We start from the raw sequence: 21,947 nt of genomic DNA, 5'->3' as shown, positions 1-21,947 counted from the left end.
GCCCCGTCACCGGGGCCGTCGCACGCCCCACGCCGTCTGCTGGGGGATCACCCGTCCATGCTCAGGTATCTGCCGTTCCTGCTGGTGCTGGCGCTGTGGATCTACGCGTTCGTCGACTGCCTGAACACGCCCGAGGAGGAGGTGCGCGGACTGCCCAAGGTCGTGTGGGTGATCATCATCCTGCTCTTCGGCGAGGTGCTGGTCGGCCCGATCGCCTGGCTGGTGGCCGGCCGGAACCGCGGCCCGCGCCCGGCGAACGGCTCCACGCCCACCGAGGGGCACCGCAACCACCGCACGGCCTGGGTCGCCCCCGACGACAACCCCGCGTTCCTGAACTCCCTCAAGGAGGGGAACAAGAAGGACAAGGACGCCAAGGACGCCAAGGGGGACAAGGGGGACAAGGGGGAGGGGAACGAGAAGGACGACGAACTGCTGAAGCGGTGGGAGGCCGACCTGCGCCGCCGCGAGGAGGAACTGCGCCGCAAGGAGCGCGGCGAGGATCCTCACGGCAGCTGAGGACACCGGGGACCGGCCGAGGACGTCCACGGGCGCGTGGGGACGCCGCCTCGCGGGAGCCGCAGCAGTTCCCCGAAGAGTTCCGCGCCGGCCCGGCGCCGGTGGAGGTCACGCTCCCCGGCCGCCCCCGTCCCCGTCCATGTCCCCGCGTCTGTCCCTGTCCTCGCCTCTGCCCCTGTCCGCGGCTCCTTTCCCGCCCTCGCCGCTGTCCCGTGCGGCCTCCCGGTCCCCGTCCTGCCCCTCGGCGCCCCACTCCCCCACCTCGACCTCCAGCCGGGTCAGTTCCATCTCGTCCAGGACCGACTGCAGGGTGCGTCCGGAGGCCTGGGCCTCGCGCTCTATCTCGACCGCGGCCCAGCCGGTGAGCGTCATGGTGAGGAGGCGGAGGCCGTCGACGCCGTACCGGTCCAGGATGCCGTCGGCGACGAGGAGGGCCTCCTGGGGGACGCGTTCCTCGGGGTAGAGGCCTGCGACGCGGCGGAGGAGGCTCACCGTGATGCGGATGATCTCCGGGGCGATGGCCGCGAGTCGCTCGTCCTCGTCCGTGTCGACGGGATCCCTCTGCTCCATCGGCTCCATCAGCTCCATCAGCTCCTCGCTCCGGGCACAGCGGCGCCCTGGGGACCGTACGCGATCAACACCCGCATCACGTCTCTCCACACGAACCATCCGCAACCTTCGCACCGTTGGCGAACGACCCGCCCCGCCTACGGTCCGTCGGCCCGCGCCCGGGCTCTCCACCCGGCGGATCCGCGCGTACCAGACCGCCGGAGTCCTGCCCCCTGCCGACCGGGCCGAACCCGGGCACCGGGCGGTCGCCCGCGTGACCCGGCTCATGGGCCGCCGTCCCGTGCCCCAGGCCCCTCCACCGGCACGGCAGCCCCGTCCGCCCCGGCCTCACCGGAGGACCGGCTACCCCGTCCGCCCCTGCCGTCCCGAGGTCGGCCAAGGGTCGCCCCGATCCCGGTCACTTTCGTAAGACGACGGGCATCACGCGACCTAGTCCGAATCAACTCCCCCTCTTTACGCTGAGGTTGGGCAGGATGACCGCTTCAGGGGGGAGACGCGGTGAGCAGTCGTTTGCATGGACGCGGGGCGCTGTTCGACGCCGAGCCGGCAGGGCTCGTGCCACGGCTGGTCGGGGTGCGACCGCACGAACTGCGTGCCGTGGACCCCAAGGAGTACGCGAGCCGTGAGGAGTTGCCGCTCCTGGTGCTCTCCGGCGGGCGCGGGCTGGGCAAGAGCGCGGTCCTGCGGGAGGTGCTGAGCGCCTACCAGGAGGTCACCCGCCCGGGCAGGCAACTGCGGCACACCCCGCTGGCCCTGATCGACTGCGAGCAGGAGGCGTTCACCCGGTCCCGCCCGGAGCAGACCCCCGAGGCGTGGTCGCCGGTGTCGCAGGCGCTGCTGGTGCTGGCCGAGCAGCTCGGGGAGCGGGTCAAGCACGCCGGGGAGGTCGTCTTCCCGAGGCTGATGACGGGGCTCGTGGCGGTGGCCGCCTCGGGCTGGCGGGACGCGGACGCCGAACGCATCCGGCGGGAACTGAGCCGGATCCTGCTGCTGAACGAGGGCGGGACGGGCATCACCGGGCTGGCCGGCCGGTGGGCGGGACGTGTCGTGTCCAAGGTGATCGCGGCGACCAGCGGGCAGGCTCCGTTCGTCGCGGCGGCGATCGAGGCGACCCTGGAGTCGGTGACCGAGGGGTTCGCCGGGCGCCGCCAGCAGAAGTCCTCGACCTGGTACCGGACCTATCCGAACGCGGGCGGCAACGCCCAGCGGGGACTGATCCTGCTGTCGCAGCACTTCCGGGCCGGCTCGCCGTCCCGGGAGCACGCCGAACGACGGCTGGTGCGGGCCCTGCTCGCCGACCTCACCGAGGCGTACGCGGGGATCGGGTCGCGGCTGCGGCGGCTGGGCCGGCCGCTGATCCTGCTCGACAACGCACACACCGGCCCCGGGCCGGGGCTGATGGAGGCCGTACTGCGGGACCGGGCGGAAGGTTTCGCCGACGAGGTGGCGTTCGTCGCCGCCATCCGCGGTCCCGATCACCCGGTGCTGCACGGCGCGCCCCGGCTGGAGCTGACGGAGGTGGCCCGGCGCACCGACTGGCGCCCGGACACCTCGCCCGCCTCGCGCGCACTGGTCGTCCCGCTGCCACCGCTGTCCGCCGACGACACCCTGCACATCGTCGGAGCGGTGTGCGAGACCGCCGGGACACCGGCCGGACTCCCCCGCGCCACGCACCGGCTGACGGGCGGCAACCCGCTCGGCATCGACCTGCTCGCCGAGGCGGCCCGGCAGCACCCTCGGCGAGCGGGCTCGCTGGGCCTGCTGCTCGTCGCCCCACTCGCCGGTGAGCGGGGCCCCGGCGAGGCACGGCCCGTCTACGGCGCGCTGCTGGAGAAGCTGGTGCCCGGCGACCGTCTGGAGGAGCTGACCGTGCTGGCCGCGGCGCACGACCTGGAGTCGGCCGTCGCGCTGGCCGACGCCCAGCTGCCGGCCGACTTCGGCTCCGCGGGCGTCCGCACCCTCCAGGCACGGCTGGCGGCCGAGGGGCTGCCGTCGGTGCCCGGGCACTTCGCGGGCGACCCGTTCGTGCGCACCCTGCTCCTGCTCCGCCTGCACCACGGGCAGGACGGGCACGGCAAGTGGCGGGAGGTGCACGAGACGCTGATCGAGCACTACTCGCCCGACGGCGACACCGACAGCCCCGACGACCCCGGCCAGGCCCGCCACCGGCTCCACCACGAGCTGAGCCTCAGCGACACCTCGGGGGCGGTCGCGCATCTGCGGGACACCTTCTCCACGCTGGACGTGCGGACCTGGCTGGACACGCTGTGCTTCCTGGCCACCGCCCCGTACTTCCACGCGCACGACGAGGAGGGCCGGGACCTCGACGGGCAGGACGACCGGCGCGCGGCGACCGCGCTGGACCGCGTCGGCACCCGGCAGCCCGCGCCCGAGGGCACCGACCCCGTCCTGCACCAGCGGGTGCGGCGCCTGCTGCACGCCGTGTGGCAGCTGTCGGACCCGCTGGTGCTGCCGGACGAGCGGGTGTGCGAACGGATGCGGTTCGAGCTGCTGCAACTGTGCGAGCTGCACAAGGAGGGTGGCGCGCTGCTGTGGCAGGCAGCCCAGGACTGGCCGGAGGACGCACGGGCCGGACGACCGCTGCGGACACCGGAGGACGAGACGGACGACTCGGACGGGGAGGCGTGATGGCGCCCAGGGGAAGGATCCGCTCGGCGGCCTGGCTGCGGGAGGTCTGGGCGATACGCCTGTACCGCTACGTCGCCCTGCTGACGGCGGGGGCGCTGGCGGTGGGCCTGTACTTCGCCGTGCGCACCCTCCGGCACGACGACCGCGCGTGCGCGCCCGGCGTCGTGCGACCCGAGGGCAGCGAGGACTGCGTCGGGGTGACGAGCACCGCCTACGACTTCGGCCGCAGGGAACTGCGGGACACGGCGCGGGCCATCGACCGGGAGAACCGCTCCCTGGAGAAGGACAGTTACGTCACGGTCGCGCTGATGCTGCCGTACACCGCCACCACGCCGTCGACGTTGCACGACGTCCAGCACGAGCTCCAGGGCGCCTACCTGGCGCAGTGGCGGGCCAACCACGACTCCAACGGTCAGAAGCCGCTCATCCGGCTGGTGCTCGCCAACCCGGGCGCGACCGGCGACCACTGGGAGCAGGTGGTCGACCGGCTGGAGCGGATGACGAACGGGGACGACCGGCTGCGGGCGGTGTCCGGGATCGGTATGAGCACCGAGAACAACCGGCTGGCGGTGGCCGAGCTGACCCGGCGCGGCATCCCGGTCGTCGGCTCCTCGATCACCGCGGACAACCTGGCCAACGGCCAGAACGGCAAGGACCCCTTCCCCGGCCTCGCCCGCGTCTCCCCCACCAACACCGACGAGGCCCGGGCACTGGCCTCCTTCGCGAAGGTGAGCGCGGGCAGGACGCTGCTGGTGTACGACAAGCCGGGCGACCCCTACACGCGCACGCTCCAGCACTCGTTCGCCGCGCTGATCAAGGGCTCACCGTACGAGCCGCAGCCGTTCACGCCGCCCGCCGACCGCTCCCAGGAGGGGACGACGGCCGGCACCTTCCGGCAGATCACCTACCTGGTGTGCAACACCGCGCCGCAGACCGACACCATCCTGTTCGCCGGACGCCACACCCAGCTGCGGCAGTTCGTCAACGCGCTGGCCGCACGGGGCTGCCAGGGGCGGAGGTTCACCGTGCTGACCGGGGACGAGGGCTCCTATCTCAGCGGCGACCGGCAACTGGACGCGGGGGCCCTGCGGCACAACCTGTCCGTGCGCTACACCGCCCTCGCCCACCCCGACGCCTGGACCCGCACCCCGCCGGCGACGGGCGGCTCGGCACGGGACGCCAAGGAGCTCACCGACCTGCTGGCGAAGGCCCGGCGCGCCCCGGTCGGGCCCGTCGGGGACGTCGTCCTGGACGACGGCCAGCTGATCATCGGCTACGACGCGATGCGGCTCGCCGTCCACGGCATCCGCGAGGCCACCCCCGGGGGGAAGACGGACCCGCGCCTCGCGGACGTCGGCCTCCAGTGGCCCCAGGTCAAGGGGCGGCAACTGCGAGTGAACGGGGCGAGCGGCTGGATCTGCCTCAACGCGCACGGCAACCCGTACGACAAAGCCGTACCCATCGTCGAACTCTCCCCGGACGGCGGTTCCCGCTTCGTGAGGATCGCCTGGCCGGAGGGGAAGCCTCCGAGTGAGGAGTGCCTGACGCCTCCGTGAGCGGGGCGGAGCGCCGCGCCGGGGGCGCCCCCGCGAAGGCGCGCATCCCCGGCGTGTGTGCGGCGGTGATCGCCGCCGTTGATCCGGCGCGGGAACGCCGGGCCGGATCCCACCGGCCGTGGACTCTGGGACGTGGTGGATCACCTGGTCCCGGCCCGGGTGATCCACGGCCGTTCCCCGGGGTCAGGGCGCGGATTCGGTGCCGGCGCCCAGCCGCGCGATGAACGTCTCGAACCGGGCCCGCCAGGACTGCTCCGTCTCCCCCTCGCCCTGGAACTCGTGCGTGAACCGCAGCACGGTGCCGTTCGCCGCGTCCCGCTCCAGGTGGAAGCGGATCCGGCCGCCGCCCTCCACGGTGTACTCGGCGATCCGGTCCACGTCCCAGGCGGTGACCGTTCCGGCTCCCAGACCGCGCAGCGCGACGATCCCGCCGAGCCGCGGCTCCAGGACGTCGACCTCGGTGAACCAGCCCGCCAGCCCCTCCGGCGTGCTCAGCACCGGCCAGACCGTCTCCATGGGCCGGGAGAGCCGCACCAGCAGGTGCAGGATGCGTGTGTTCCCGTGGGTCTGGCTGGTGCCCTGTTCTATGGCTCCGGTCATGACACCAGCCTGACCCCGGCCCGGCGATTCCGCACCCCTTGCCGCCGCTGACCTGCCCCGTCGTGGCGCTGGTGCCGCGGCAGGCGACGTTCGCGGGGCGAAGGTCGCCTGTTGCGGCGCTAGACCCCGGCGTACGAGTGCTTGCCGGAGACGAAGATGTTGACGCCGTAGTAGTTGAAGAGCCAGCAACCGAAGGCGATCAGGGCCAGGTAGGCCGCCTTGCGGCCCTTCCAGCCGGCCGTGGCGCGGGCGTGCAGGTAGCCGGCGTAGGCGACCCAGGTGATGAAGGACCAGGTCTCCTTCGGGTCCCAGCCCCAGTAGCGGCCCCAGGCGTCGCCCGCCCAGATGGCGCCCGCGATGATCGTGAAGGTCCACAGCGGGAAGACGGCCGCGTTGACGCGGTAGGCGAACTTGTCCAGGGAGGCCGAGGCCGGCAGCCGGTCGAGGACGGAGTTGGCGAAGGCGCCGGGCGTGCCGCCGCCGGCCAGCTTGTTCTCGTAGGAGTCCTTGAACAGGTAGAGGATCGTGGCGACCGCGCCGACGTAGAAGACCGCGCCGCACAGGATCGCCGTCGAGACGTGGATGTACAGCCAGTACGAGTGCAGGGCCGGGACCAGCTGGTCGCTCGCCGTGTACAGGACGGTGACGGCGAGGCCGAGGTCGAGCAGGACCGTGGTGGTCAGGAACAGTCCCAGCCAGCGCACGTTCTTCCTCAGCGCCAGCAGCACCAGGTACACGCCGACGGCGACCGTGGAGAAGGTGATGTTGAACTCGTACATGTTGCCCCACGGCGCCCGCTGCACGGACGCCGCGCGGGCGACCACACCCGCCAGCTCCACCAGGAAGGCCAGCACGGTGAGCGAGATCGCGATGCGGCCGTAGAGGTCGCCCTGCTCGTCACCGCCGTGCGCACCCGGCCCGTCGGGCACGTCCCGCGCGCCGGCCGCGGACCGCACGACCACCTCGGGCCGCTCCAGCACGGCGGTACCGCCTGCCTTCTTCACCGTGACGGCGGGTGCCTGGGCCGTACTCCGCGCCGCCGGCCGGTCGGTGAGCGCCGCGGCGGTACGGCCCACCTTGCTGCGGCTGCCGAACAGCCACTCGGCGATGTAGGCGAGGAAGGCCAGGGTGTAGACGGCCATCGCGGAGTAGATCAGCACATTGCTGATGCTCGCGAGGTGTTCGTTGGTGACGGCGGCGACAGTCACTGCTGCTCAGCCCCTTCGGCAGGTACGGAGACATCTGAGGGGTCGTCGTCGGGCTCGGCGACGCCCGGCGCCCGGTCGTAGAGGATCCCGGCGAGCTCACCGAGCTCCTCGGGCACCTTGGCGGACTCGCTGCGGCCGAGGCCGGCCATCTCCACGACCGTGACGCCGTCGTCGCCCCGGACCGCGCGCACCCAGACGCGGCGGCGCTGGATGAACAGGGAGCCGGCGAGACCGAAGATCGCGCCGAGCGCGCCTGCCAGCGCCCAGCCGCTGCCGGGCTGCTGCGTGATCTGGAAGTTCGCCCACTCCTTGGTGCCCTCGTAGGTCACCGAGCCGGCGCCGTCCGGGAGGTCCATGGTCTGCCCGGGCCTGAGGTTCTTCCTCAACTGCCGGCCCTTTTCGTCCTCGAAGCCCTTCATGTGCGACTTGTCGAGCTTGTACACGCTCTGCGGGATGCCCGAGTCGACGCCGAGATCGCCGTGGTAGGGCTCCAGGTTCAACACCGGGTTCAGCAGCGCCGGGAAGGAGGAGGACACCTCGTTGCCCGCCACGTACGTCGGCAGCAGGAAGGCCTTGATGCCGAGCTGGTCGCTGGCGCCCTGCGCGTCCCGGTAGCCGTCGAGGACCTTGATCACGCCGGAGGAGGTGACGTTGGAGTCCAGCGGCAGCAGCGGGACCGGTCCGCTGAACACGACCTCGCCCTTCCCGTCGCGGACGGTCACCACGGGCGCGTAGCCGTGGGCGGTCAGGTAGACCTTCGAGTCGCCGATCTCCAGGGGGTGGTTGACCCGGACGACGGTCCTGCGGTCCTTGCCGTAGGCGCCCTCCGCATAGGTGAGCGCCGCCTCGAAGGTGCGCGCGGTGCCCTTGTTGGGACCGGAGGTCTCGTAGGTGCCGGTGAACTCGTCCAGGGTGAAGCTGAACGGCGTCAGGTCATCGGTGGTGAAGAGGTTGCCGGACTTGAAGTCGTCGTAGTCGATCAGGGTGTTGGAGAAACCGTTGCCCTCGACGAGGAGCTTGTTCCCCTCGGACTTGAACAGCTGCCCCCAGGCGAACGCCACCAGCATCACGATGAGCGCGACGTGGAAGGCCAGGTTGCCGACCTCGCGCAGGTAGCCCTTCTCCGCGGCGACGGCGTCACCGGCGACGTGCGCGCGGAACCGCTTCCGCCTCAGCAGCGCCAGTGCCGCCTCGCGCACCTCCTCGGGCTCGGCCCCGGTGCGCCAGCCGGTGTGGGCGGGCAGCCGGGTCAGCCGCCGCGGCGCGCCCGGCGGCCGGCCGCGCAGCTGGCCGACGAACTGCCAGGTGCGGGGCACGATGCAGCCGATGAGGGAGACGAACAGCAGGATGTAGATCGCGGAGAACCACACCGAGCCGTAGACGTGGAACAGGCCGAGCCTGTCGTAGACCGGCGAGAGGGTGGGGTGGTCCTTGCGGAACTCGGCGACCTTGGTGATGTCGATGCCGGTCTGCGGGATCAGCGAACCGGGGATGGCCGCGAGCGCCAGCAGCAGCAGGAGCAGCAGGGCCACCCGCATCGAGGTCAGCTGCCGCCAGAACCAGCGGAGCCAGCCGACGACACCGAGGGCCGGCACCCCCGGGGAGGTCTCCTCGGGGACGGTGGACAGCTGGGAGCCGGCGTCGCCGAGCTCCTGGTCCCGGGGCCCGTCGGGCGCGGTGGTCTTGCTCATCGATCAGATCCCCACAGTGAATCCGCCGGACCAGGACTGGAGGTCCTGGACAAGGATGTTCCAGACACCGGTCAGCAGCAGCAGACCGGTGACGATCATCATCGAGCCGCCGATCCGCATCACCCACACGTAGTGGCGCTTGACCCAGCCGAAGGCGCCGAGCGCCTTGCGGAAGGCGACCGCGGCGAGCACGAACGGCACACCGAGGCCGAGGCAGTAGGCGACGGTCAGTACGGCACCGCGGCCGGCGCTCGACTGCTGCGAGGACAGCGCGAGGACGGAGGCGAGGGTCGGTCCGATGCACGGCGTCCAGCCGATGCCGAAGAGCGCGCCGAGCACGGGCGCCCCGACCAGTCCGGCCACGGGCCTGCGGTGGAAGCGGAACTCGCGCTGGGTCATCCAGGGCATCAGCCCCATGAAGAACACGCCCATGAGGATCATGAGCACGCCCAGCACCTTGGACAGCACGCCCTGCTCCGCCTTGAGTGTCGCCCCGAAGTAGCCGAACAGGGCACCGGTGGAGACGAAGACGGCGGTGAAGCCGAGCACGAACAGGGAGGCCCCGGCGACCATCCGCCCACGCCGGGCCTCGGCGAGGTCGGTGCCGGTGACCCCGGTCACGTACGACAGATAGCCCGGGACGAGCGGCAGCACGCACGGGGAGAAGAAGGAGACGAGGCCGCCGAGGACCGCGACGGGCAGGGCGACCAACAGGGCGCCGTTGAGCACCGTGCCGTTGTAGACGCCCGAGGCGAGCGGGATGAGCGCGCTCACGTCACTTCTCCGCGAGGACGGGGGCGATCATGGACCGCAGCTTGTCCTCGCTCAGCGCGGCCAGGGAGCGGGCGGCGATCCCGCCGTCCCGGTCGAGGACCAGTGTGGAGGGGATCGCCTGCGGGTTGAGCGTGCCCTTCTTGAAACGGAGCATCAGCTTGCTGCTCGGGTCGTACAGACTCGGGTAGCTGACGCCGAACTGCTTCTCGAAGGCGAGGGCGCTGCGGACCTGGGGGTCGGCGACGTTGATGCCGACGAACTGCACGCCCTGGGACCTGAGGTCGGAGTAGACCTTCTCGAAGTTGGGGGCCTCGGCACGGCAGGGCGCGCACCAGGACCCCCACACGTTCAGGACGACGACCTTGCCCTTGAAGGAGGAGACCGCGATCTGCCGGTCGTCGATGGTCCTGCCGGACAGGTCGGGTGCCGGGTCGCGCTTGCCCTTGGCGACGGTGGAGATGCCGTCCGCGCCCATGATGAACTTCGTGTCGCCGCCCCCGCCGGAGACCCCTCCGGAGGTGCAGGCGGACACGAGCAGTGCCGCGACGGCTGCACCGGCGGTCGTCAGGGCGGCTCGGCGCGTGCGGATCCAGGCGGTCGGGCGCAGGGGGGCGCGGCTGGCGGCACTCATGTGAAAAGTTTCGCATGTCCGTTCCGGGGATCTTGCGCACCCCCCTTGCGGGGGGAAAACCGCATTTCAGGCGGCGTCCTGGTCCTCCGCGGCGGAGTTCCGCCCGGTGGCCTGCACACCCCCCAGGAACGCCTTCCAGCCACCGGCCGGCTGCCGCCCCACCTCCAGGGTGCGCAGCTTCGCGAGCACCTGCGGCCGCTGCACGTCCAGCCAGTCGGCGAACTGGCGGAAGGAGACCAGCCGTACGTCGGCGCCCTTCTCCTTCTCGCGCGCCATGTGGGTGAGGGCGTCCTCCACGGCGTCCATGTAGATGCCGCCGTTCCACTGCTCGAAGTGGTTGCCGATGAAGAGAGGCGCCCGGTTCGTCCGGTAGGCCCGCTCGTATCCCTTGATGTACGACTGGGCCGCCTGCCGCCGCCACCCCGGGTAGTTGTGGGCGGGAGCCCTGGTCGAGTTGACCGACTGGTTGGCGAGGATGTTGTAGTCCATCGACAGGACCTCGAACCGGTGCCCGGGGAACGGTATCTGCTGCAACGGCAGGTCCCATATGCCCTGTTTCTTCACCGGCCACACCTGACGGCCGCCGGGCGAGGAGGCGTCGTAGCGCCAGCCCAGCTCGCGCGCGGCGGGCAGCAGGTCGTCCTGGCCGAGCAGGCAGGGGGTCCGGCCCCCGACGAGTTCCTTGTCGTAGTCGAAGGGGAGCGGCGGCAGATCGGTCCAGCCCGTGTTCGTGCGCCACTGCTTCACGAAGGACCTGGCCTGGTCGATCTCGCTGCGCCACTGCCGGGGCGTCCAGTGCGCGACCGAGCCGTGGCCCTCGCCGCAGAAGTGGCCGTTGAAGTGGGTGCCGATCTCGTGGCCCTCCAGCCAGGCGCGACGGACGTTCTTCAGCGTCGCCTTGATGTGCTCGTCGGTCAGGTAGCCGATGGCGGAGGCGCCGCGGGGGTTGTTGGGCGGGTCGTACAGCCGCTTCTTCGCCTCGGGCAGCAGATACAGGCCGGAGAGGAAGAAGGTCATGCTCGCGCCGTGCTGCCGGGCGAGGTCGAGGAAGCGGGGGAAGAGCCCGTTGCCGACCTCCCCCGCCCCGTCCCAGGAGAAGACGACGAACTGGGGCGGCTCCTGGCCCGCCTCCAGCGGCTCGGGCGCGTCCGGCTGGTGCGGCTGCCTGCCCGTGAACGACGTGGAGCCGTCGCCGATGGGGCGCGCGGACGCGGTGGGACCCCCGGAGGGATTCGCGCCGGCGTCGCCGGAGCCGGAACCGCCGGCCCCGCTCCCGCCGTCCGACGAGGAGGAGCCTCCGAGACAGCCCGTGAGTCCCGCAGCGGCGGCGGCTCCCGCGCCCAGGCCGAGTATTCCCCTCCGGGAGAACGTGCGCATGTGATCCCCGATTCGTCGCGTCCTTGGGTGTCACCCAGGGAGAGGGCGCGACGAACGGGGAGGTTCCGCTCGATCACCTGACTTTCATACGAATTCGGCAACGAATGTCACGAAACTGTCTTGCCGGGCGACCCCGCCTCCGGGCCGGCGAGGGCTGCCCCTCTCCGGCCCGCAGGAGAGGGGCGCCCTACGCGCCGAAGGCCTTGTCCTTGCCCTTCACCGGCTTGGCACCGGCGAGGAGATGGGCCGGGACGAGATCGCGGGCCGGCTCGGCGTAGCCGACCGAGACGATCCTGTCGCCGCGGTAGGTGAAGGTCGTCAGCGAGGCGAGCGTGCACTGCCGCTTGCGCGGGTCGTGCCACAGCCTGCGCCGCTCGACGTACGACCGCACGATCCAGATCGGCAGCTGATGGCTGACGAGCACCGCCTCGTGCCCGCGCGCCGCGTCCTTCGCCGCGTCCAGCGCCCCCATCATCCGCACCACCTGGTCGACGTACGGCTCGCCCCAGGACGGCTTGAACGGATTGACCAGGTGCTTCCAGTTCTCCGGCCGGCGCAGCGCCCCGTCGCCGACGCCGAACGTCTTCCCCTGGAAGACGTTGCCGGCCTCGATGAGCCGCCCGTCGGTGGCCACGTCCAGCCCGTGCGCCGCGGCGATCGGCGCCGCCGTCTCCTGCGCCCGCTCCAGCGGGGAGGCGCACACGTGGGTGACGTCGCGGGAGGAGAGGTGGTCGGCGACCCGGTCCGCCATCTTCCGGCCCAGCTCGGACAGGTGGTATCCGGGCAGCCTGCCGTACAGGACACCGTCCGGGTTGGCGACCTCGCCGTGCCGCATCAGGTGGACGACGGTGACGTCGCCGCTGTTCGAGGGCGTCGTGCTCATGCTGCCGTGGCCTCCGCCGCCGCTCGGGCCGCCGCCGGAAGGGCGTCGGCGATCCGCTGGATGGCCCGCTCGTCGTGGGCCGTGGACACGAACCAGGACTCGAAGGACGACGGCGGCAGGTAGACGCCGTTCGCCAGCAGCGAGTGGAAGAACGCGGTGAACCGGAAGGACTCCTGGGCCTTGGCGCCCTCGTAGTCGCGCACCTCGCGGTCGGTGAAGAACACCGAGAACATGTTGGAGGCGGTCTGCAGCCGGTGCGCGACGCCCTCCTTGGTGAGCGCCTCGGTGACCAGGGTCCGGATCTGCGCGGAGACGGCGTCGACGGTGTCGTACGCCGCGTCGTCCAGCAGCCGCAGCTGGGCGAGGCCGGCGGCGGTGGCGACCGGGTTACCGGAGAGTGTTCCGGCCTGGTAGACGGGCCCGGCGGGGGCGAGGTGCGCCATCACGTCGGCACGGCCGCCGAAGGCCGCGGCCGGGAAGCCGCCACCCATGACCTTGCCGAAGGTCATCAGGTCCGGCTTCACCCCGTCGACGCCGTACCAGCCCGCCCTGCTGGTGCGGAAGCCCGTCATGACCTCGTCGGAGATGTACAGTGCGCCGTTCTTGTGGCACGCGTCCCTCAGCCCCTGGTTGAACCCGGGCTGCGGCGGGACGACGCCCATGTTGCCGGGCGAGGCCTCGGTGATGACGCAGGCGATCTCGCCGGGGTGCCGGTGGAAGGCCTCCTGCACGGCCTCCAGGTCGTTGTAGGGCAGCACGATGGTGTCGCCGGCCTGGGCGCCGGTGACACCGGGGGTGTCGGGCAGCGCGAACGTGGCCACGCCGCTTCCCGCGGCGGCGAGGAGCGAGTCCACGTGACCGTGGTAGCAGCCGGCGAACTTGATCACCTTGGAGCGCCGGGTGAAGCCGCGCGCGAGCCGGATGGCGGACATCGTCGCCTCGGTGCCGCTGCTGACGAGCCGCACCTGCTCCACCGGCTCCACCCGGGCGACGATCTCCTCGGCGAGCGCGACCTCGCCCTCACCGGGCGTGCCGAAGGAGGTGCCGCGGGAGACGGCCTCCTGGACGGCGGCGAGGACCCCGGGGTGCGAGTGGCCGAGGATCATGGGCCCCCAGGAGCACACCAGGTCGACGTACTCACGCCCGTCGGCGTCGGTCAGGTACGGCCCGCTGCCGGACACCATGAACCGGGGCGTGCCGCCCACGGCGCGGAAGGCGCGCACCGGCGAGTTCACGCCGCCCGGCGTGACGGCGGACGCACGGTCGAACAGCGCCTGCGAGGCAGGCGCTTCGTAGGGGTAGGGCGCCGGTGAGGGCGCTCCCGAGGAGGGCGTTTCGCTCATGACCTGCGACTTCTCCGACCTTCTCCGACTTGCTCGGACTCCGGTTGCTGGGTGACCTCCTCAGGGTAGGCCAGCGGCGCGCACACACCGCGGGCGCTGCCCGGTGGCCGCACGCCCCGGACCGCCGGCGACAACGCGCGGAAACAACTGCTGATCAAGCTCCGAGGACGGCCGGTGATCTGCGAAACTGAGTGGCGATACACACAGCCTTGAACACACGGCCCGCGCGGGCCGTGTTGATCAGGGACTGGGCAGGTCCTGCGATCCTGCGGACAGAAGGTTCACCGCACGTTTCGGCGAGCGGCCGTGGGGGAGGTCACTGACACGATGATCGGGTTGCGCGGCGGGGGCCACGCGTCCTAGAAAAAGCAGTCGGGTGGAGATATGCATCGCGGTGGCGGACTGGGCGAGGGGACTGACGACCTGGGTCCTCGACGTGCCCGGCGGGGAAGGCACCGACGCGACGCGGAGGGAACAGCCGAAGCGCACCAGGAACAGGGCGCAGCGAGTGAGCCCGAGCCGTTGGACCGGTTCGACCGGCGGTTCGATCATCAGATCGACCGCCGCGGCGACCGCCGGAGCGACCGGCTCCGGACAGGGAGCAGAGATGGTGGTCGGGTGGGGGTGACGTACAAGTACTTCGGCGCGCCCGACGGTGCGACCGCGGCCCGCGTCCCGATCTCGATGCGCCCGGAGGAACTCGGCGGCGACGAGCTCGGCATGAACGGCATGTTCACCAAGATCAAGCCGGAGACGATGGCCGCCATGGTGCTGACCGGCATCGAGGGCGTCCCGCTGCACAAGGTGCCACCGCTGGAACTGGTCGTCCTGCACCCCGACTACGCCGTGGTGAGGCTCCCCATGACGGTCGTGGACCCGCTCCGCGACATCGGCGAGGAGGCGGTGGGCGCGGCGGCGTTCATCTGGTCGACGGTCCCGGACCGCGGCGGCCCGCGCGACGCCTTCAACGTGTACCAGCTGCTGCACGAGTGGCAGGACTTCAGCCACCGGTTGCATGAGGCGGGGCATCAGCCGTATTGCCTTGTGTGGCCCTGAGCTGGGGTTTCGTGGGGGTCGGGGTGCGCGGCCCGGGTCGAGTTCAGGTACGGCAGGACGGCAGTGGGGATGCCCATGCCGTATGCCGTATGCCGAAAGGGTCTGCCCGGTCACGCGTGGACCCCAAGGCGGTGAGCTTCCCGTTGGGCGGCCAGGCGATTCGCTTTCGACCGCCAGGGGCGCACGGCGGGCGCAGTGCTGCCCGTCCCGCGCCCCGCTCGGCGGCCCGAGGCGGGCCCCGGATCAGGTGCTGATGAGGCGGCTGTCGAAACCGGCGCCCAGGAGACGCTCGTAGGCGTCGTAGACATCCCCCGGTACGGCCTGCTCGACGGCGAAGCCGAGCTTCGGGTACTCGATCACCCGTTGCAGGTCGCCGACGAGCATGTCGACGACGAGCTTCTCGTCGCCGATGGACCTGATGTAGTCGTCCAGCTCCAGCGGCTCGGAGGCGCATACGACCTCCACCTCGGGCCACAGCTGGCGGCAGGTCGCGTACGAACGGCGCTCCGCGTACGGCTTGGAGATCAGCAGCAGCGACTCGACCACGATGCCGGCCTCGGTCAGCAGCTCGCGGGAGAAGGTGATGTTCTGGCCGGTGTTGGCGGCCTTCGGCTCGACCAGGATTGCCTCGTCCGGCATGCCCAGGCTCAGGGCGTGCTCGCGGTAGTGGACGGCTTCGCCGCGGGGGAAGCGGGCACGGGTGGTGGGGCTGTTTCCGCCGCTGAAGACCACGACCGGAAAGAAGCCGGCGCGGTAGAGGACGACGGCACTGGTGGCCACGCCCAGGTCGTGGCTGCCCAGGCCGATCGCCGCGGAGCAGGGCCGCCGCTCGTGACCCATCCGGTGGTAGTCCCAGATCAGCACCGCGTCGTGGAACTGCTCGTCGGTGATCTGGCGCTGTTCGTGTTGCGGCACCGGCACTCCCTGGCTCATCCCCGCTGGTCCTTTCGGATGCCCTCGCTGCTGCGCAGTTGGGGGTACAGCACGTGCTGGAGGGCGCCCGCCGTTTCCTTCCCGCCATGCTGCCCAGTCGAGGTCGGCGGGCAACCGCCTGCCGCTCAAGCGGAGTCCTCGGGTCTCAGGCGGTGGCCCAACTCGCGATGCCGCGGCGCCATCGGCCGGAGCCTCACCCCTGCTGGCGAGCCGCCGTGCCGGCGCCTGGACCCAGGACGGGCACACACTCCGCGTTTCCTCCGCCTGTGTGAAGCAAGCCCGGCCGACCGGGTCGGCGGCAGCCGCGCCGTGAAGGCGCGGTGGAGCACGCGCGACCTGTGGCCGGGCGGCCCGAGCGTGTGCCGGCGCCGGGTCCCGTGCGCGGGTGAACCCGCGCTCAGGTGCGCACCAGCGGGGACCTGTCCAGGATGACGATGCCGGTCACCGCCAGGGCCGCGCCGAGGATCTGGACGGCTAGGTGTCCCGACGAGGCCAGGCGTTCGTGGAAGACGGCGGCCCCGATCAGGACGGCGCCGATCGGCTCGATCGTGTCGATGAGGGGGAGGCTGACCGCCAGCGACCCGGCCTGGAACGAACTCTGTGCCAGCAGCAGTCCCGCTCCCCCGACCAGGAGCAGCGCGTACGGCTCCCAGTGCGCCAGGGCGTGCAGGCCCCGGTCGCGGAAGAGATCCGCCGCGCTCTTCGACAGAGCGTCCAGCAGGGCGAAGAGCAGCCCGGCGGCCGCCGCGTACACGGCCGCGCGGACCCGGCCGGAGGCCCGCAGGCCGGCCGGCACCAGCGCGGAGACGCAGAGCACGACGACCACCAGAAGGGGCAGCCAGTCCCCGGGGCCGGGCTGCCGCTCCCCCTCCGCGTACGGCAGCACCACCAGGAACGCGGCCACCCCGCCGGCGGTGCACACCCCGCCCGTCACCTCCCGCCGGGTGAGGCGCCGGTGCCGGCGCCGGGCGATGAGCGGCAGGGCGAAGAGGAGGTCCGTCGACGCCAGGGGCAGGACGAGGACCAGCGGGCCGAAGGCGAGCGCCACACCCTGGACGACGAAGGAGACCGCCGACAGGGCGATGCCGGCCAGCCACCAGGGCCGGCGGGCCAGCGCGCGGATCAGGCCGGGCCGCAGGGACTCCTCCTCCGGCACGGCCGCGGCGGCCTCCTGCTGGAGCACGGCGGCCACGGCGAAGCAGCAGGCGGCCAGGAGCGCTGCCGGCACGGCGAGGGCGATGGCCATGATCACAGGATGCTCGCCGGGCGGGGGAGCCGCACACCGGCGCCGGACGGCCCGCGCCGGCAGCCCCGCCCGGGACCGCCAGGGGGGAGCGGCACGCCCGCCGTGCGCCGGGCACCGCGGACGGGCCGGGGCCGGGGCCGGCTACCCCGGCGGGCGGCGCAGGCGCTTGTCCGCGGCCACGACGAGGGCGGTGAGCACGGCGATGCCGAGGATGCGCAGCCAGGCGCCGCCGGAGATCGGGGTCGTGTGGAAGAGGTGGTTCAGGGTCGGGAGGTAGGTCAGGGCGAGCTGTCCGGCCGCCTGGGTGAGGACACCGCCGGTGATCCACGGGTTGGTGAACAGGCCGAGCCGCCAGGCCGAGCGGGTCAGGGAGCGGCAGCTGAACAGGTAGAAGGCCTCGACCGTGACGAACAGGTTCACCGCCGCGGTGCGCGCCTCGGGCAGGCTCGCGCCCATGCCGCGCTCCCAGGTGAACAGCCACCAGGAGCCCGCGACGAGCAGGGCCGAGACGAGCAGGACGCGCACGGCGAGGGCGCCGGTGAGCAGGGGGCGGGCGGGGTCGCGGGGTGGCCGGTTCATGATGCCGGCCTCTTTGGGTTCGAAGGCCAGCATGAGGCCGAGGGCGACGGCGGTGGTCATGTTGATCCACAGGATCTGGGTGGGCAGGATCGGCAGGGTGCTGCCCAGCAGGACGGCCACCAGGATGACCAGTCCCTCGCCCATGTTGGTCGGCAGGGTCCACACGATGAACTTGGTGAGGTTGTCGAAGACGCCCCGGCCCTCTTCGACCGCGGCCTCGATGGTGGCGAAGTCGTCGTCGGTGAGGACCATGTCGGCGGCGTCCTTGGCGACCTCGGTGCCCCCGCGCCCCATGGCGACGCCGATGTCGGCCTGGCGCAGGGCGGGGGCGTCGTTGACGCCGTCGCCGGTCATGGCGACCACCTGCCCGTGGTCCTGGAGGGCGCGCACCAGCCCGAGTTTCTGTTCCGGCGAGACGCGGGCGAAGACCCGGGCCCGGTCGACCGCGCCCGGGTACTCCCCGGCGGGCAGTGCCGTCAGATCCGCGCCGGTGAGCACCTGCCGCTCGTCCCTGTCCGCCGGGTCGAGCAGTCCGACGCTCTCCGCGACGGCGGACGCGGTCGCCGCGTGGTCCCCGGTGATCATCTTGACGGTGATGCCGGCGGTGCGGCAGGCGCTCACCGCGGCGGGGGCGGCGGCGCGCGGAGGGTCCAGCATGGCCTGGAGCCCGGTGAGTACCAGGGTGCCCGGCAGATCCTGCTCACCGAGGGCGCCGGCCTTCGCGGGTGCGGGCGGTCGCACGGCCGTGGCCAGGACCCTGAGGCCGCCCGCGGCCAGGCGCTCGGCGGCGGCGGTGACCGCGGCGGGGTCGAGCGGCCGGAGACTGCCGTCCGCGGCCATCTGGCGCCGGCACAGGGCGGTGAGGCGTTCGACCGAACCCTTGGCCAGTACGACGTGGTCGCCGGTGGTGCCGTCGCGGTGGAGGGTCGCCATGTACTGCCGCTCGGAGCTGAAGGGAATCGTGTCGATGCGGGGGTGGCGTTCGGCCACCTCGTCGGCGGGCAGTCCGCCCTTCGCCGCCGCGACGAGCATGGCGCCCTCGGTGGGGTCGCCCAGCAGCTCCCAGCGGCCGTCCCTGGCGGTGAGGACCGCGTCGTTGCAGCCGGCGCCGGCCAGCAGGCACCACCACAGGGCACGGTTCGCGTCGACGACGGCGGCGGAGCCGCCGGGGCCGAGCACGGCGCCCTCGGGCGCGTAGCCGGAGCCCGTCACCTCGCAGGTGGCGTCGGGTGTCCACACCGTGCGCACCGTCATCTGGTTCTCGGTCAGTGTTCCGGTCTTGTCCGAGCAGATGACCGTGGTGCTGCCCAGCGTCTCCACGGCGGGGAGCCGGCGGATCACCGCGCGCCGCCGGGCCATCCGGGCCACGCCGATGGCCAGGGTGATGGTGACCGCGGCGGGCAGGCCCTCTGGGATCGCGCCCACCGCCAGGGCGACCGCGGCGGTGAAGGTCGGCACCGCCTCCTGCCCTCGGGCCAGACCGATCGCGAAGGTCAGCGCTGCCAGGGCCAGGATCGCCACCGTCAGGATCCGGCTGAAGGCGGCGAGTTTGGCGGTCAGCGGTGTCGTCACGGTCTCGGCGGCCCCCACCAGGCGGTGGATGGCGCCCAGTTCGGTCTCCGCGCCGGTCGCGACGGCGATCCCGGTCCCCCGCCCGCCGGTCACCAGGGTCCCGGAGTGCAGCATGTTGCGGCGGTCGGCGACCGGGGTCCCCGGATGCAGCACCACCTCGTCCTTGGCCACGGGGACGGACTCGCCCGTCAGAGCGGACTCGTCCACGCGCAGGTCGTCGGCCCCGACCAGCCGGACATCGGCGGGCACCTTGTCACCGGCCTCCACGCGCACCAGGTCTCCGGGGACCAGGTCGGCCGAGGGCGTCCTCCGTTCACGGCCTCCGCGCACCACGGTCGCCGTCGTGCGCACCATCTCGCGCAGGCCCTCCAGCGCCGTCTCCGCCTTCGACTCCTGCACGAGCCCGACGAGTGCGTTCACCAGCACCACGCCGAAGATCACCGCGGAGTCGACGTAGGAGCCCAGGGCGGCGGTGACGGCGCCCGCGGCCAGCAGGACGTAGATCAGCGGATGGTGGAACTGGCGCAGGATCCGCCACAGGAGTCCCCCGCCGGCCGCCGGGGGAAGCACGTTGGGCCCGAACTGCTGGAGCCGCCGGGCGGCCTCGTGGGTGCTCAGTCCGGCCCGGGCGTCGGTCTCCAGCAGCAGTACCACCTCGCGCGCCACCAGCGCGTGGTGCGCGTTCCCCGGGGGCGGAGGGGCCTGCCCGGGTGCTCCGGCGGTCTCATGGCCGGGCATCGCGGTCCCGCATGGAGTCCCGCACGACGGCGACCGGGCCGTGCGCGCGCTGCGGCGCCCGCACGGATTTCGGGCGAGGGCCGCACGGCGCTGTGTCACGAGCAGCGGCCGTCACCGCCTGCGGGCCAGAGGGGGGTCCGCCGGTCCCGGCCACGACCTGCGGGTTCACTGCGTGCCCCCGCACCGCACACCCCCGCGATCGCGGGGCGGCGCGGGCGCCGCACGGCACCGGGCTCCGTCCGTCCGTGGCGGGCGCCCGGGGACGCGTGGGCGGCTCCCCTCGCGGGACACGGCGCTCTTCATCGGCCACGTCCCCTCCACCGGCCGTCTCGTGGGGGCCCGGCGCCGGACCGGCCGCCCCGGGCCGTCTGTTCCTGCCCCGCCGCGTGGCCGCCAAACTGCCGCGGAACGCGACGACGGGCGCCGCGGGCCCCACGACCGGTGCCCGGCGCAGCCGCCGGTGAGGGGACGAGCCCTGCGCGGTGCCCGGGACGCACCCGCGGGTCAGCGGGGCGCCGTACTCGGCCGGTAGACCGCCAGGGCCCAGATGACGAAGATGTTGATCGCCATCATGATCACCGACCAGACCGGCGAGTACGGCAGGAACATGAACTGGGTGATCAGGTTCAGCGACGCGAGCGCGATGCCGACCGCGCGGGCCCAGCCGGCGCCGACGAGGACACCCCAGCCCGCGAACGCGGCGATGACGCCGAGGACCAGCAGGATCCAGCCCCAGCCGGTGAGGTTGATCTTGTAGACGTAGTCGCCGATGCGGGCGTAGACGTCGTCCTTCGCGATGGCGGCGACGCCCTGGAGGACGCCCAGGACACCGTTGACGAACAGCAGGACACCGGCGAAGGTGGCGCCGCCGGTGACCCAGGGGCTGTTGCCGGTGGAGGTGGACCGGTAGCCGCCCGAGGGTGTCTGGGGGTGGGACTGCGTGGCCATGGACGTCCTCCGTTCTCGCAGGGCGGCCGGCTTGCGGCCGCCGTCCGCCTGGCCTCTTCCTCCACCTTCCGCGCCGCCCGCCGGATCGGCCACCGGAGTCGTGGGACCCGCGCACAGAGGGTGCGCCCGGCTGTGCGTGGGCCGTTGACGTGCGTCGCCCGTCCCGCCTCGTCCCCCGGGCGGTCCCCTGGGCGGTCCTCTTGGCGTGCGTCCGGCGCCGGGCGGCACTTCACTGGGGTGGAGTGCAGACCGGAGCAGCCGGAGCAGGCGGAGACAGGAGGCGGCATGGCCGGACAGGTGACGCGTGGCACGGCGACCGTCGTGCTGGCGGTGGTGCTGGCCGCGGGGGTGAGCGGCTGCTCGGACAACGGCGGTGGCGGCACGTCGGACGCGGCGAGCAAGGCGGCCTCGGTGGCCTCGTCGGTGGCCTCGTCGGTGGGTGCGGAAGTCACCGCGGCGGCCTCGTCGCTGGCCTCCCAGGGCGCCTCGGCGCTCGCCTCGGCGACCGCGGAGGTCGGGCGGACGCTGGAGTCGATCAAGAACAGTGTCGACGCCAAGGACGATGTGAAACTCGGCGACCCGAGCACCGACGGCAGCGGGCGCACCACCGTCACCGTGACGGCGGACAACACCGCGGACAGCGAGAAGTCCTTCGCCGTCCAGGTCAACTTCCGCAACGGCGACGGGACACTGCTCGACGTGGTCGTGGTGACCGTCGCCGACGTGGCCGCCGGATCCTCCGGCGAGGCGACGGCACGCAGCACGCACACGCTCACCGGCACCGTGAAGGCCGAGGTGGGGACCGCCCTGCGGTACTGACGGCCGGGGCGGGCCCGATGGCGGCCCCGCCGGCCGTCGGACCCGCCGTCCGGTTCCCCGGTCGGCGGGCCCTCGGTCTGCGCGCCGGGGAGCCCGCCTGGGGTTCCCGCGCCCTTCCGGCCCGTTTCCGGCCCGTTTCCGGCCCGTTTCCGGCCCGTTTCCGGCCCGTTTCCGGCCCTCGCCCTCCCGGGCAGAGGGCCGTCCGTCGTGCTCGCGGCGGCCGGGGCGCCGGCGCCGCAGGGGGCCGGGCACCGCAAC

At 72.6% G+C, this 21,947-nt stretch carries 18 protein-coding genes; 5 read left to right on the top strand and 13 right to left on the bottom strand.

The window, feature by feature from the left end; all coding sequences use genetic code 11:
* Window positions 1-57: 57 nt before the first annotated feature.
* Window positions 58-516, top strand: coding sequence for a PLD nuclease N-terminal domain-containing protein (locus I3F54_RS08145; RefSeq protein WP_240117963.1), 459 nt, complete (start codon window positions 58-60; stop codon window positions 514-516).
* A 108-nt stretch (window positions 517-624) separates the two neighbouring features.
* On the opposite strand, the gene I3F54_RS08140 is transcribed toward I3F54_RS08145, so the two are convergent.
* Window positions 625-1,104 carry a hypothetical protein gene (locus I3F54_RS08140; RefSeq protein WP_240117962.1) on the bottom strand — a complete coding sequence of 160 codons (480 nt, stop codon included), beginning with the start codon at window positions 1,102-1,104 and terminating at the stop codon, window positions 625-627.
* A 480-nt stretch (window positions 1,105-1,584) separates the two neighbouring features.
* Here I3F54_RS08140 and I3F54_RS08135 point away from each other — a divergent pair, with 480 nt between their 5' ends.
* Together I3F54_RS08135 and I3F54_RS08130 are read left to right on the top strand one after the other, a co-directional pair.
* Entirely contained in the window at window positions 1,585-3,735 is a 2,151-nt protein-coding gene (locus tag I3F54_RS08135) for a hypothetical protein (protein ID WP_240117961.1), read from the top strand.
* On the top strand, window positions 3,735-5,291 hold the full coding sequence (locus I3F54_RS08130) for an ABC transporter substrate-binding protein (RefSeq protein WP_240117960.1): 1,557 nt from the start codon (window positions 3,735-3,737) through the stop codon (window positions 5,289-5,291). The genes I3F54_RS08135 and I3F54_RS08130 overlap by 1 nt, the downstream gene beginning before the upstream one ends.
* Window positions 5,292-5,474: 183 nt before the next feature.
* Here the strand turns inward: I3F54_RS08130 and I3F54_RS08125 are convergent, their stop codons facing one another.
* From I3F54_RS08125 to hemL, 8 genes are all read right to left on the bottom strand, one after another.
* A complete protein-coding gene (locus I3F54_RS08125) occupies window positions 5,475-5,891 on the bottom strand; it encodes an SRPBCC domain-containing protein (RefSeq protein WP_240117959.1) in 417 nt (138 codons plus the stop codon).
* A 119-nt stretch (window positions 5,892-6,010) separates the two neighbouring features.
* Complete coding sequence (ccsB, locus tag I3F54_RS08120; RefSeq protein ID WP_240117958.1) at window positions 6,011-7,099, bottom strand: c-type cytochrome biogenesis protein CcsB; 1,089 nt, start codon at window positions 7,097-7,099, stop codon at window positions 6,011-6,013.
* The gene (locus I3F54_RS08115) at window positions 7,096-8,790 is read right to left on the bottom strand and encodes a cytochrome c biogenesis protein ResB (RefSeq protein ID WP_240117957.1); all 1,695 of its coding nucleotides are present in this window, start codon (window positions 8,788-8,790) and stop codon (window positions 7,096-7,098) included. Before I3F54_RS08115 ends, ccsB begins: the two co-directional genes overlap by 4 nt.
* A 3-nt stretch (window positions 8,791-8,793) precedes the next feature.
* Window positions 8,794-9,564 (bottom strand): cytochrome c biogenesis CcdA family protein, encoded by a 771-nt coding sequence (locus I3F54_RS08110; RefSeq protein WP_240117956.1) that lies wholly within the window; start codon window positions 9,562-9,564, stop codon window positions 8,794-8,796.
* Between the two features lies 1 nt (window position 9,565).
* Window positions 9,566-10,195, bottom strand: coding sequence for a TlpA disulfide reductase family protein (locus I3F54_RS08105; RefSeq protein WP_240117954.1), 630 nt, complete (start codon window positions 10,193-10,195; stop codon window positions 9,566-9,568).
* 66 nt (window positions 10,196-10,261) lie between these two features.
* Complete coding sequence (locus I3F54_RS08100; protein ID WP_240117953.1) at window positions 10,262-11,572, bottom strand: hypothetical protein; 1,311 nt, start codon at window positions 11,570-11,572, stop codon at window positions 10,262-10,264.
* Window positions 11,573-11,759: 187 nt separating this feature from the next.
* Window positions 11,760-12,455 carry a histidine phosphatase family protein gene (locus I3F54_RS08095; protein WP_240117951.1) on the bottom strand — a complete coding sequence of 232 codons (696 nt, stop codon included), beginning with the start codon at window positions 12,453-12,455 and terminating at the stop codon, window positions 11,760-11,762.
* Entirely contained in the window at window positions 12,452-13,798 is a 1,347-nt protein-coding gene (gene hemL, locus I3F54_RS08090; RefSeq protein ID WP_240117949.1) for a glutamate-1-semialdehyde 2,1-aminomutase, read from the bottom strand. Before hemL ends, I3F54_RS08095 begins: the two co-directional genes overlap by 4 nt.
* Window positions 13,799-14,182: 384 nt before the next feature.
* Here hemL and I3F54_RS08085 point away from each other — a divergent pair, with 384 nt between their 5' ends.
* Window positions 14,183-14,854, top strand: a complete 672-nt coding sequence (locus tag I3F54_RS08085) for a hypothetical protein (RefSeq protein WP_240117948.1) — start codon at window positions 14,183-14,185, stop codon at window positions 14,852-14,854.
* Window positions 14,855-15,097: 243 nt separating this feature from the next.
* Here the strand turns inward: I3F54_RS08085 and I3F54_RS08080 are convergent, their stop codons facing one another.
* The 4 genes from I3F54_RS08080 to I3F54_RS08065 form a co-directional block, all read right to left on the bottom strand.
* Window positions 15,098-15,787: a YdcF family protein gene (locus I3F54_RS08080; RefSeq protein WP_240117947.1), complete on the bottom strand. Its 690-nt coding sequence runs from the start codon at window positions 15,785-15,787 to the stop codon at window positions 15,098-15,100.
* 397 nt (window positions 15,788-16,184) lie between these two features.
* On the bottom strand, window positions 16,185-17,033 hold the full coding sequence (locus I3F54_RS08075; protein ID WP_240117946.1) for a DMT family transporter: 849 nt from the start codon (window positions 17,031-17,033) through the stop codon (window positions 16,185-16,187).
* Window positions 17,034-17,174: 141 nt separating this feature from the next.
* Complete coding sequence (locus I3F54_RS08070) at window positions 17,175-19,850, bottom strand: cation-transporting P-type ATPase (RefSeq protein WP_308373235.1); 2,676 nt, start codon at window positions 19,848-19,850, stop codon at window positions 17,175-17,177.
* 576 nt (window positions 19,851-20,426) lie between these two features.
* The gene (locus tag I3F54_RS08065) at window positions 20,427-20,870 is read right to left on the bottom strand and encodes a hypothetical protein (protein ID WP_240117944.1); all 444 of its coding nucleotides are present in this window, start codon (window positions 20,868-20,870) and stop codon (window positions 20,427-20,429) included.
* Between the two features lie 285 nt (window positions 20,871-21,155).
* Here I3F54_RS08065 and I3F54_RS08060 point away from each other — a divergent pair, with 285 nt between their 5' ends.
* Complete coding sequence (locus I3F54_RS08060) at window positions 21,156-21,689, top strand: hypothetical protein (protein ID WP_240117942.1); 534 nt, start codon at window positions 21,156-21,158, stop codon at window positions 21,687-21,689.
* The last annotated feature ends 258 nt before the right edge of the window (window positions 21,690-21,947 follow it).

Source organism: Streptomyces sp. MUM 2J, assembly GCF_022414535.1.
Classification (GTDB): Bacteria; Actinomycetota; Actinomycetes; order Streptomycetales; family Streptomycetaceae; genus Streptomyces.
Note: the sequence above shows the minus strand (reverse complement) of the source record. Positions and strands in the feature narration are given on the sequence as shown.

Coding starts and splice junctions, on each gene's coding strand:
- I3F54_RS08075 (WP_240117946.1), bottom strand. CDS start 17,033: ATGGCCATCGCCCTCGCCGTGCCGGCAGCGCTCCTGGCCGCCTGCTGC.
- I3F54_RS08095 (WP_240117951.1), bottom strand. CDS start 12,455: ATGAGCACGACGCCCTCGAACAGCGGCGACGTCACCGTCGTCCACCTG.
- I3F54_RS08105 (WP_240117954.1), bottom strand. CDS start 10,195: ATGAGTGCCGCCAGCCGCGCCCCCCTGCGCCCGACCGCCTGGATCCGC.
- hemL (WP_240117949.1), bottom strand. CDS start 13,798: ATGAGCGAAACGCCCTCCTCGGGAGCGCCCTCACCGGCGCCCTACCCC.
- I3F54_RS08100 (WP_240117953.1), bottom strand. CDS start 11,572: ATGCGCACGTTCTCCCGGAGGGGAATACTCGGCCTGGGCGCGGGAGCC.
- I3F54_RS08085 (WP_240117948.1), top strand. CDS start 14,183: ATGCATCGCGGTGGCGGACTGGGCGAGGGGACTGACGACCTGGGTCCT.
- I3F54_RS08125 (WP_240117959.1), bottom strand. CDS start 5,891: ATGACCGGAGCCATAGAACAGGGCACCAGCCAGACCCACGGGAACACA.
- I3F54_RS08080 (WP_240117947.1), bottom strand. CDS start 15,787: ATGAGCCAGGGAGTGCCGGTGCCGCAACACGAACAGCGCCAGATCACC.
- I3F54_RS08130 (WP_240117960.1), top strand. CDS start 3,735: ATGGCGCCCAGGGGAAGGATCCGCTCGGCGGCCTGGCTGCGGGAGGTC.
- I3F54_RS08140 (WP_240117962.1), bottom strand. CDS start 1,104: ATGGAGCTGATGGAGCCGATGGAGCAGAGGGATCCCGTCGACACGGAC.
- I3F54_RS08065 (WP_240117944.1), bottom strand. CDS start 20,870: ATGGCCACGCAGTCCCACCCCCAGACACCCTCGGGCGGCTACCGGTCC.
- I3F54_RS08060 (WP_240117942.1), top strand. CDS start 21,156: ATGGCCGGACAGGTGACGCGTGGCACGGCGACCGTCGTGCTGGCGGTG.
- I3F54_RS08115 (WP_240117957.1), bottom strand. CDS start 8,790: ATGAGCAAGACCACCGCGCCCGACGGGCCCCGGGACCAGGAGCTCGGC.
- I3F54_RS08145 (WP_240117963.1), top strand. CDS start 58: ATGCTCAGGTATCTGCCGTTCCTGCTGGTGCTGGCGCTGTGGATCTAC.